This window comes from Erwinia amylovora (genome assembly GCF_017161565.1).
Taxonomy (GTDB): Bacteria; Pseudomonadota; Gammaproteobacteria; order Enterobacterales; family Enterobacteriaceae; genus Erwinia; species Erwinia amylovora.
In genome coordinates this window covers 3,797,234-3,807,395 of sequence record NZ_CP066796.1, presented here as the reverse complement: position 1 = coordinate 3,807,395, position 10,162 = coordinate 3,797,234, and the positions used below count along the sequence as shown (strand labels likewise).

9 protein-coding genes and 2 pseudogenes are annotated in these 10,162 nt (G+C 52.7%); 6 read left to right on the top strand and 5 right to left on the bottom strand.

Annotated elements, in window-relative coordinates:
• Positions 1 to 627: 627 nt before the first annotated feature.
• The 6 genes and pseudogenes from rpmH (at position 628) to JGC47_RS17260 (ending at position 5,382) form a co-directional block, all read left to right on the top strand.
• Positions 628 to 768 carry a 50S ribosomal protein L34 gene (rpmH, locus tag JGC47_RS17285; RefSeq protein WP_003023858.1) on the top strand — a complete coding sequence of 47 codons (141 nt, stop codon included), beginning with the start codon at positions 628 to 630 and terminating at the stop codon, positions 766 to 768.
• Between the two features lie 17 nt (positions 769 to 785).
• On the top strand, positions 786 to 1,145 hold the full coding sequence (gene rnpA / locus JGC47_RS17280; protein ID WP_004161182.1) for a ribonuclease P protein component: 360 nt from the start codon (positions 786 to 788) through the stop codon (positions 1,143 to 1,145).
• Positions 1,109 to 1,367 (top strand): annotated as a pseudogene (gene yidD / locus JGC47_RS17275) (membrane protein insertion efficiency factor YidD). The gene rnpA and the pseudogene yidD overlap by 37 nt, the downstream one beginning before the upstream one ends.
• Before the next feature lie 2 nt (positions 1,368 to 1,369).
• Complete coding sequence (yidC, locus tag JGC47_RS17270) at positions 1,370 to 3,016, top strand: membrane protein insertase YidC (protein WP_004161185.1); 1,647 nt, start codon at positions 1,370 to 1,372, stop codon at positions 3,014 to 3,016.
• Positions 3,017 to 3,118: 102 nt separating this feature from the next.
• Entirely contained in the window at positions 3,119 to 4,483 is a 1,365-nt protein-coding gene (gene mnmE / locus JGC47_RS17265) for a tRNA uridine-5-carboxymethylaminomethyl(34) synthesis GTPase MnmE (RefSeq protein ID WP_013036320.1), read from the top strand.
• A gap of 155 nt (positions 4,484 to 4,638) precedes the next feature.
• The gene (locus tag JGC47_RS17260; protein ID WP_004161187.1) at positions 4,639 to 5,382 is read left to right on the top strand and encodes a 4'-phosphopantetheinyl transferase family protein; all 744 of its coding nucleotides are present in this window, start codon (positions 4,639 to 4,641) and stop codon (positions 5,380 to 5,382) included.
• 36 nt (positions 5,383 to 5,418) lie between these two features.
• Here the strand turns inward: JGC47_RS17260 and JGC47_RS17255 are convergent, their stop codons facing one another.
• The 5 genes and pseudogenes from JGC47_RS17255 to pstB form a co-directional block, all read right to left on the bottom strand.
• A complete protein-coding gene (locus tag JGC47_RS17255) occupies positions 5,419 to 6,732 on the bottom strand; it encodes an NCS2 family permease (RefSeq protein ID WP_004161188.1) in 1,314 nt (437 codons plus the stop codon).
• A gap of 304 nt (positions 6,733 to 7,036) precedes the next feature.
• A complete protein-coding gene (locus JGC47_RS17250; protein WP_004161193.1) occupies positions 7,037 to 7,315 on the bottom strand; it encodes an IS1/IS1595 family N-terminal zinc-binding domain-containing protein in 279 nt (92 codons plus the stop codon).
• A 719-nt stretch (positions 7,316 to 8,034) separates the two neighbouring features.
• Positions 8,035 to 8,193, bottom strand: a pseudogene (locus tag JGC47_RS17770) (metabolite transport protein); the annotation flags it as partial.
• 436 nt (positions 8,194 to 8,629) lie between these two features.
• Positions 8,630 to 9,364: a phosphate signaling complex protein PhoU gene (gene phoU, locus JGC47_RS17240; protein ID WP_004161204.1), complete on the bottom strand. Its 735-nt coding sequence runs from the start codon at positions 9,362 to 9,364 to the stop codon at positions 8,630 to 8,632.
• Positions 9,365 to 9,381: 17 nt separating this feature from the next.
• Positions 9,382 to 10,152, bottom strand: coding sequence for a phosphate ABC transporter ATP-binding protein PstB (gene pstB, locus JGC47_RS17235; RefSeq protein ID WP_004161212.1), 771 nt, complete (start codon positions 10,150 to 10,152; stop codon positions 9,382 to 9,384).
• Positions 10,153 to 10,162 lie beyond the last annotated feature (10 nt).

Here is a 10,162-nt window from a genome sequence, read left to right as displayed (position 1 = left end):
GGCGGACTCCACTCGAAAAAGTTCGATAAGTAACAAAGGTACTGAAGCGATATTTTCATCATTGTTGACGCATGCCGAAGAGACGCATACGAACCGCTATCCGCGGTTGCTCCGCCCGTGCCCGGCATCTGTGATGCTTCAGGAAACGATCGACCCGGAGGATCGCTAGCGGAAGGGCGGATCATAGCGTAAAGCGCCGCAGAGATCTTCACTTTCTACACAGTTTTGATCCAATTTATCCACAGGTGCAGATCGCGAGGATAAGTTTACGCCACCTTCAGCAAAAGGCATCCTTCATCGCCTGCAATGTGTAAAAAAATCTGGCCATCACCTTTCTGTCGTCAATCTGACTTTGTCGGATCGCTTTAAGATCCCGCGTGATCCTTGCGCTTTTTAACGGACGCCGTATAATTCTTGCCCCGGCATGTGCGCCATCGCCCTTTTGGATGACTTTTTCCGGACACGACGGGCAATCAGGACGCGCTTTGCACGCGAAGTAAATTGACTCTGGACTGTACAATTATTACAATCCCGCCTCTTTATTAAAGACACACTGAGGCGTTGGTCGTTTTTTCGGGCCAGATACGCGTCACAAGTGAAATTTTTCAAGTTTAGGTAGAAATCGCCATGAAACGCACTTTTCAACCGTCCGTACTGAAGCGTAACCGTTCACACGGTTTCCGTGCTCGTATGGCAAATAAAAATGGTCGTCAGGTTCTGGCACGTCGTCGTGCTAAAGGCCGTTCTCGTCTGACCGTTTCTAAGTAATAAAAGCTAACCGCTGAGTGGTTAAGCTCGCATTTCCCAGGGAGTTACGTTTGTTAACTCCCACTCACTTCACTTTCGTCTTCCAGCAGCCACAACGGGCTGGCACGCCGCAAATCACCATTCTCGGCCGCCTGAACGCGCTGGGGCATCCCCGCATCGGTCTTACCGTCGCTAAAAAGCATGTTAAACGCGCGCATGAACGCAATCGGATCAAGCGATTGACCCGGGAAAGCTTTCGCCTGCGTCAACATGAACTTCCGGCGATGGATTTTGTGATCGTAGCGAAAAAGGGTATTGGTGAGCTGGATAACCATGCGCTGACGGAAGCGTTGGAGAAATTATGGCGTCGCCATTGTCGCCTGGCTCGCGGCTCCTGATCGCGCTGATACGCGTTTATCAACGCGTCATCAGTCCGCTGTCAGGGCCACACTGCCGTTTTCATCCGACCTGTTCGCAATACGGTATTGAGGCATTGCGCAGGTTCGGAATGATAAAAGGCAGTTGGTTGGCGATGAAACGCATATTAAAATGCCACCCTTTCAACCCGGGTGGCGACGACCCGGTGCCGCCACACAACCATTGATACCAGAGAACATTAACGATGGATTCGCAACGCAATCTTTTTCTCATCGCTTTTCTGTTCGTGTCTTTTATGATCTGGCAAGCCTGGCAGACGGACAACGCTCCTCAGCCATTGCAAACCCAGACTACACAGAACACGGCCAGCGCAGCAGGCGATGCCGCCAATCAGGGTGTACCTGCCAGCGGCCAGGGCAAAACGATCACCGTTAAGACTGATGTCCTGTCTTTAAACATCAATACTCGCGGTGGTGACATTGATCAGGCTCAGCTGCTGACCTACCCGGACAAACTGGATTCAGATCAGCCTTTCCTGCTGCTGGAATCCACGCCTGGCTTCCTGTATCAGGCGCAAAGCGGCCTGACCGGTCGTAACGGCCCGGATAACCCGGCCAACGGCACGCGCCCGCTTTATACCAGCAGTCAGGATCATTTCGAACTTGCTGATGGTCAGAGCGAGCTGCGTATCCCGCTGACCTTCACCGCTGAAAATGGCGCTTCCTACACTAAAACCTTCGTCCTGAAGCGCGGTGAATATGCTATCGGCGTTGATTATCAGATCAACAACACCACCCAGCAGCCGCTGGAAGTGTCGATGTTCGGTCAGCTGAAACAGACGATTGACCTGCCCAAGCATCGCGATACCGGCAGCAGCAACTTTGCCCTGCATACCTTCCGTGGTGCGGCTTACTCCAGCAGCGAAACTAACTACGAGAAGTACAAATTCGACACAATCCGCGATAACGAAAACCTCAGCACCACCACCAACAATGGTTGGGTGGCGATGCTGCAACAGTATTTCGCCACCGCATGGGTTCCGCAGACTGCCGGCAGCAACACCCTCTACACCAGTAATCTGGGTAACGGTATTGCCGCTATCGGCTACAAATCTGCGCCGGTGACCATTGCTGCAGGTTCCCGGCAGCAGCTGGCAGCCACGCTATGGGTTGGCCCGGAAATTCAGGACAAAATGGCGGCGGTTGCGCCACATCTTGATTTGACCGTGGATTATGGCTGGCTGTGGTTTATCTCGCAGCCGCTGTTTAAGCTGCTGAAATTCCTGCACGGATTTATCGGTAACTGGGGCTTCTCGATTATCGTTATCACCTTTATCGTACGCGGCATCATGTACCCGTTGACCAAAGCGCAGTACACATCGATGGCGAAAATGCGCATGCTACAGCCGAAAATTCAGGCGATGCGTGAGCGTTTAGGTGACGATAAGCAGCGTATGAGCCAGGAAATGATGGCGCTGTACAAAGCAGAGAAAGTGAACCCGCTGGGCGGATGTCTGCCTCTGGTTATCCAGATGCCTATCTTCCTTGCCCTGTATTACATGCTGATGGGCTCAGTGGAACTGCGTCATGCGCCTTTCGCGCTGTGGATCCATGACCTTGCCGCACAGGACCCGTACTATATCCTGCCGATCCTGATGGGCGTGACGATGTTCTTCATTCAGAAGATGTCGCCGACCACCGTGACCGACCCGATGCAGCAGAAGATCATGACCTTTATGCCGGTGATTTTCACCGTCTTCTTCCTGTGGTTCCCGTCAGGTCTGGTGCTGTACTACATCGTCAGCAACCTGGTCACGATCCTGCAGCAGCAGCTGATTTACCGCGGGCTGGAAAAACGCGGTCTGCATAGTCGCGACAAGAAAAAGGCGTAATTCGGCAACGGATCACCGCAAACCGTGCTAATACCCGGCACGATGTCTATCATAAGGCGGTCAATTGACCGCCTTATTTTTTGCATGAAAAGAGAACTCAACATGAACCATAGCGATACCATCGTCGCTCAGGCGACGCCGCCGGGGCGGGGAGGCGTAGGCATTCTGCGCGTTTCCGGCAACAAAGCCGCCCGGGTCGCGCAGCTACTGCTGGGTAAACTGCCAAAACCACGCCACGCCGACTATCTGCCGTTCTGCGATGCGGACGGTAGCACCCTCGATCAGGGGATTGCGCTGTGGTTTCCCGGCCCGCACTCATTTACCGGTGAAGACGTGCTGGAACTGCAGGGCCACGGTGGCCCGGTGATCCTCGACCTGTTGCTGAAGCGCATCCTGTCGCTACCCGGGCTGCGTATCGCTAATCCTGGCGAGTTTTCCGAACGTGCTTTCCTTAATGACAAGCTGGATTTGGCCCAGGCAGAGGCGATTGCCGACCTGATTGATGCCAGCTCAGAGCAGGCGGCACGCTCTGCCGTAAACTCGTTACAGGGGGTCTTTTCTACCCGCGTTAACCACCTTGTGGAAGCACTTACTCACCTGCGGATATATGTGGAAGCGGCAATCGACTTTCCGGATGAAGAGATCGACTTCCTGTCGGATGGCAAAATAGAGGCTCAACTTCATCAGGTAATTGCCGATCTCGACGCGGTACGCAGCGAAGCACGCCAGGGTAGCCTGCTGCGTGAAGGGATGAAAGTGGTGATTGCCGGGCGGCCTAATGCCGGGAAATCCAGCCTGCTGAACGCGCTCGCCGGACGCGAAGCCGCCATTGTCACCGATATTGCCGGTACCACACGCGACGTGCTGCGCGAACATATTCAGATTGACGGTATGCCGCTGCATATTATTGACACCGCCGGTCTGCGCGAAGCCAGCGACGAGGTGGAACGTATTGGTATCGAACGGGCGTGGCATGAAATTGAACAGGCGGACCACGTGCTATTTATGGTCGATGGTACCACCACGGATGCCACCGATCCGGCAGAGATTTGGCCGGACTTTATCGCCCGACTACCGGAGACGTTACCGGTTACCGTGGTGCGTAATAAAGCGGACATCACTGGTGAAATAAGGGAAATTTCTGAAGTGAATGGTCACTCACTTATCCGGCTTTCGGCACGTACCGGTGAAGGCATTGAAAATCTGCGCAACCATTTGAAGTTAAGCATGGGCTGGCACGGTAGTATGGAAGGCGGTTTTCTCGCCCGCCGTCGCCATTTGCAGGCGCTGGAGTTAGCCGCTACTCACCTGCAGCAGGGAAAACACCAGCTATTAGCCGCCCGGGCCGGAGAATTGCTGGCGGAAGAGCTGCGTATGGCGCAGCAGGCGCTAAGCGAAATCACCGGCGAGTTCAGCTCCGACGACCTGCTGGGGCGCATTTTCTCCAGTTTTTGCATTGGAAAATAACCTTGCGGGTGGGACAGTCAGTTCCCACCCTTTGGTCAAAAGCGTGCGGTGTCCAAATCTGAGAATACGCCGAAAAATGGGATCCAGATGAAATAAAGCAAGAAAATTCCTACAATAACAGGGATGATTATTCGACCATTATCATGGAGCGACAAATGGCAAGTCATTTTGCTCGCTGGGCACTGGTGCAATGCAGCCCCAAGGTTCACCGAGTCCAGCAACAGCTTATTGAATACTCTTCCATTTTTGACGAGAAACGGCGAAGCCGCTTCCTGGCAGGCCGAACTTTGCTCGCAGAGTTGATGTTTCGGGTCTATGGCATCCACAAGCTTCCCGGGATAACCGTCAGCAGCGACGGCCGTCCACATTTCTCCGACCCTGACTTACCCGATTTCAGTTTCTCCTATGCCGGTAACGTCGTAGGCGTGTTGTTAGGCGATGAGGGGGAACGCGCCGGACTGGATATGGAGATTGTGCGGGCGCACAGCCGCCAAACGTTGGAAAACCAGTTTGCGCACCTCTCGTCGGGCGAAAAAACGTGGGTCAACGCGCAGAATGATGCCATTGAAGCCTCAACCCAGCTCTGGACCCTACGCCAAAGCATTCTCAAGCTGATCGGTGAAAACATTAATAGTGTGGGCTCACTTCAGCTACACCCTGCATCAGGCAGGCTTCGCTCCATGAACCGGCCGGACATCCAGGCGCTCTGTGACGCTGAACCCTCGCTGGTTTGGTCTTGTGCGCTTTCGCCAGGGAACGACAGGTTAAATTTGTGGGAATTCAAAGGGGACGACGGCTGGGAATCACTGCGAGAAATTAACCTGTATGCGCAAAATATGCCACCGAGTACGCTGCGTCTGACCAGTCTGCCAGCGGAAAAACAGCTGCATCATTCCTGAGCGTGCGGGTGACATAATAGCCACCCGCTCTGCTGATTAATGCGCGTCAATAAACACGATCTTCAACACGAAAAGTAGCGCCACCACCACCACGCAGGGGCTGATTTCACGCCAGCGTGCGGTTCCCAGTTTCATCACACAGTAGGAGATGAAACCCAGCGCGATACCTTCGGTAATAGAGAAGCTGAATGGCATCATCACCGCCGTGACAAATGCCGGCACCGCTTCGGTAAGATCGTCCCATTTCACGCGCGCCAGACTTGATGTCATTAGCACACCGACGTAGATCAATGCTCCAGCCACCGCGTAGGCTGGCACCATAGCGGCTAACGGCGACAGAAACATCACCAGCAGAAACAGCAGGCCGGTCACCACCGCCATCAGGCCAGTACGTCCACCTATAGAAACGCCGGAAGAGCTTTCGATATAGGCCGTCACCGAAGAGGTACCAATCAATGATCCCGTAACAGAACTGATACTGTCGACGTACAGCGCCTGTTTCATGCGCGGGAAGGTGCCCTTTTCATTGCTCAGACCGGCTTTATCGGTTACGCCAATCAGCGTGCCGGAGGAGTCGAACAGGTTAACCAGCATAAAGGAGAAGATGATGCCTGCCATACCGACATTTAACGAATCCTTGAGGTTAACCTGGCCAAGAACCGACGTTACGGCAGGCGGCGTGGAGAAAATGCCGCTGAACTTAACATCGCCAAGCGCCAGCCCAATAGCGGTAGTGACCACAATCGACACCAGAACCGCCGCGTGAATATGACGTGAAGCCATAATAGCGATAATAAAGAAACCCAGCGCTCCCAGCAGCACGCTGTGCGACGTCAGGTTACCGATGGTGACCAGCGTGGCTTCACTTGGCACAATGATGCCGGCATTCTTTAATCCCATCAGCGCGATAAACAAACCAATGCCGGCAGTAATTCCCACGCGCAAGCTCAGCGGTATGTTCGCTATCATCCAGTAGCGCACACGGAACAGGGTCAGCAGCAGCAGGCCAACAGCTCCCCAGAAGATGGCCCCCATTCCTACCTGCCAGGAAATGCCCATCGCCCCCACGACCACAAAAGCAAAGAAGGCGTTCAGCCCCATTGCCGGAGCCAATGCGACCGGTAAATTTGCCACCAGCCCCATCAGAATGCTGCCGAAAGCAGCTATCAGACAGGTTGTAACAAACACCGCCCTGGTATCCATGCCGGCCACGCCAAGGATCTGCGGATTAACAAATACGATGTACACCATCGTGAGAAAAGTGGTAATTCCGGCAATCACCTCGGTACGCACGGTGGTGCCATGTTCCTGTAGTTTAAAAATCCGTTGTAACAGCCCGGGATTAGTCATGGTGTGATTCCAAAGCGGAGAAAGTTGTCGGCGCTTATCCTAACTCATTACGGTGACTTTGGTATGGCGATCGCGCAATTTTTTCGCAACCGATTGCGCTTTAACCCTTTTTAACGGCCGTCGTCAGGGGTGATTGAGTTTCAGCTCGCTGCAGTTTTGAATACGCGCTACCGCAGAGACGGTGCCAGGATAATACAGCCAGTACGATAACCTGTCATAGAGCGCGAATAGCGCGAAAAGGATGATAGCTGACAGGCCGGAAAACCGACCTGAGCTTAAATACCGGATGGTAGTCTCGTTCTGATTAAGGTTTATTCAGCTGCAGATCTTTTAAGTGCCGTAACACAGTTTCAAGACTGACTCCGAGTTTACGCGCAATATCCCTGTGTTCCGAACCTTCGTTCATCATTTCAACAATAGTCTTCTGCATATCGGGGCTGGAGCCTGCATAGTAGAAATGAAGCTGAAAGGTTTTCAGACAGCCCTGGCAGCGGTAGCGTTGTATTCCTGAGGCAGAACGCCCATTACGGCGGATCCTGGCGCTTTCACGACAACGTGGGCAGGCAATGTCTCCCATTTTCATACATATCACTCCTGGAACTCAACGTTAACAATAATAAAGCAGCATGAACATGTCCGTATTCATTCCCGATAAAGAGAATGGAAAGCCGTTCAATTAAGAGCTTCACAAAAAAATATAATTTACGCAGCGATAATCCATTATAAAACTGAGACCGGCTTTCAATCTGCGGACGTAATTAATTTATCAGCGTTTATACCTGGCCCGGCACGCTCTCAATGTTAACCGGAAGAAGGAGGCGTTGATGGATTAACGAGATTAGCAGGACATCTTTTATTCAGTTTTAAAATTCCTTAGCCCCTGAGGTAATAACAATATTTTGCAATGCTAACCATATTTTCACTTCATGTAAAAATCAAAAACTCACCCAAAGGGCGGGAAAAACGGCCTGGTTAGAGGAAAATATAGATTAACGACTTAAAATTATAAAAATTATTCGGATAATATTTTTATACAAAACAAAAAGTCGCATAAAAAAATAATGCGATTACCTTTATCTTTGTCACTTAATTGTAAAAAAACATACGGAAGTCACAGATCATATAGATATAGCGTAAAACAGGAATTAACTTACTTCTTTTTTCCATTCAAGCTTATTTTCAGGGTTCGGGCCAGCTTCGTAGAGAGTCAGCAGAAAACGGCCGTACGTAATGAGGAGGGGCATAAAGGCTCAACAGACATATGCCACTATCCGGTGCTGCGCAGTTCAGCACGGGAAAAGCGGCGATCGGCGACATGCCGATACCAAACTCACCGTCCAGCCCCATCCCCGCCAGCGTACGGTAAGCCAACAGGCCCCAATAGCATTGCGCTGTCGCGCGCAATCCGCTAAACGGCAATAACATCAGGAAAGTGAAGGTCAGTTCACGCATACGCCCGCTGTAATGGCTGTAATGGCTGTAATGGCTGTAATGGCTGTAATGTGGCTGCAATGGCTGTGATGGCTGAAGTGGCTGAAGTGGCTGTAATGTGGCTGCAATGGCTTTAATGGCTGAAGTGGCTGAAAATAACGCCACCCGGCACCGCACCGATCGGCGTCCTGGCCATCAGGGAACCGGCCAGTGAAGAGTTTGACGACAGCAATGTGCTGATAGCAGGTAGTAAAAGCCGGGGATCACAGGTCAAAGCCATCGATTGCCAAACCGCTTACGGCGGCGACCATCGCTTTGCCCGGTGTCACGCCGCGCCGGCGGCAGAGGGTGTTGACATGATTCAACCTTGTGGTTGGCATTGGCCAGGCCAATACAGGTTTGCAGGCATCCACCAGCCAAACGGAAAAACCCGGCGCACCGCAGTTTGCGATACGCCAGAGGCTGATTAAGCGGGATTGCTGCCGTTACCGTCGCCCGCCAGCAGTTTATCCAGCTGGTCGCCGCCGACATGGCGGAAATCATGGCCTTTAATGAAGTAGAAAATAATCTCGCAAATATTCTGGCAGCGATCGCCAATACGCTCAATGGCGCGCGCGCAAAACAGGGCCGTCAGCACGCTTGGGATGGTACGCGGGTCTTCCATCATATAGGTCATCAGCTGGCGAACAATGCCCTCGTACTCCTGGTCAACCTTCTTATCTTCGCGATAAATCTCTATCGCCGCGTTAAGATCCATTCGTGCAAAGGCGTCCAGAACGTCATGCAGCATCTGGATAGTGTGATGCCCCAGAGACTCCAGGCTCACCAGCAGCGGCTGATGCTGCTGGGAGAATTTCTCCAGCGCGGTGCGGCTAATCTTCTCTGCCACATCGCCAATGCGCTCCAGTTCAGAGATGGTTTTGATAATCGCCATCACCAGGCGCAGGTCGCTGGCCGCCGGTTGACGTTTGGCGATGATGCGCACGCAGGCTTCATCAATCTCCACCTCCATCATATTGACCTTCTGGTCACCCTCAATCACCTTGTTGGCCAGCTCCGCATCCTGATTGTGCATGGCGGTGATCGCGTCCGTTAATTGCTGTTCCACCATGCCACCCATGGTCATCACCTGGGTGCGGATGTGCTCCAGCTCGGCGTTGAACTGGCCGGAGATATGTTTGTTCAGATTCAGGCTTTCCATTTTATTCTCCAGTCATCTCAACCGTAGCGGCCGGTGATATAGTCTTCAGTCTGCTTTTGTAGCGGAGTGGTAAACAGCGTATCGGTATCGCTGTACTCTATCAGTTCGCCGAGGTACATAAACGCCGTACGGTCGGAGCAGCGGGCAGCCTGCTGCATATTGTGAGTGACGATCACCACGGTGTAATCCTGTTTCAGTTCGGTAATCAACTCTTCAATGCGCCCGGTGGAAATCGGGTCAAGCGCCGAGCAGGGTTCATCCAGCAGCAGCACCTCCGGACGGATCGCGATACCGCGTGCAATGCACAGGCGCTGCTGCTGGCCACCGGAAAGACTGTAGCCGCTCTGATGCAGCTTATCTTTGGTTTCCGTCCACAGCGCCGCTTTGGTCAGCGCCCACTGCACGCGTTCATCCATATCGGCGCGCGACAGCTTTTCAAACAGCCGCACGCCGAAGGCGATATTGTCGTAGATCGACATCGGGAATGGCGTCGGCTTCTGGAAGACCATGCCCACACGCGCGCGCAGCAGGGCGATATCCTGACTGGCGGTCAAAATATTTTCGCCATCCAGCAATATTTCCCCTTCCGCGCGCTGATCGGGATACAGCGAAAACATCTTGTTAAAGGTACGCAACAGGGTAGATTTGCCGCAGCCGGAAGGGCCGATAAACGCCGTCACCTGATTTTTGGCAATATCCAGATTAATGTTTTTCAGCGCATGGAATTTTCCGTAATAGAAGTTCAGATCGCGAACCTGAATCGTCTGAGCGGCAGTATTATCAACCATTTTTATCTCA

Coding starts and splice junctions, on each gene's coding strand:
- rpmH (WP_003023858.1), top strand. CDS start 628: ATGAAACGCACTTTTCAACCGTCCGTACTGAAGCGTAACCGTTCACAC.
- yidC (WP_004161185.1), top strand. CDS start 1,370: ATGGATTCGCAACGCAATCTTTTTCTCATCGCTTTTCTGTTCGTGTCT.
- JGC47_RS17250 (WP_004161193.1), bottom strand. CDS start 7,315: ATGAAAATGGGAGACATTGCCTGCCCACGTTGTCGTGAAAGCGCCAGG.
- JGC47_RS17255 (WP_004161188.1), bottom strand. CDS start 6,732: ATGACTAATCCCGGGCTGTTACAACGGATTTTTAAACTACAGGAACAT.
- JGC47_RS17260 (WP_004161187.1), top strand. CDS start 4,639: ATGGCAAGTCATTTTGCTCGCTGGGCACTGGTGCAATGCAGCCCCAAG.
- mnmE (WP_013036320.1), top strand. CDS start 3,119: ATGAACCATAGCGATACCATCGTCGCTCAGGCGACGCCGCCGGGGCGG.
- phoU (WP_004161204.1), bottom strand. CDS start 9,364: ATGGAAAGCCTGAATCTGAACAAACATATCTCCGGCCAGTTCAACGCC.
- pstB (WP_004161212.1), bottom strand. CDS start 10,152: ATGGTTGATAATACTGCCGCTCAGACGATTCAGGTTCGCGATCTGAAC.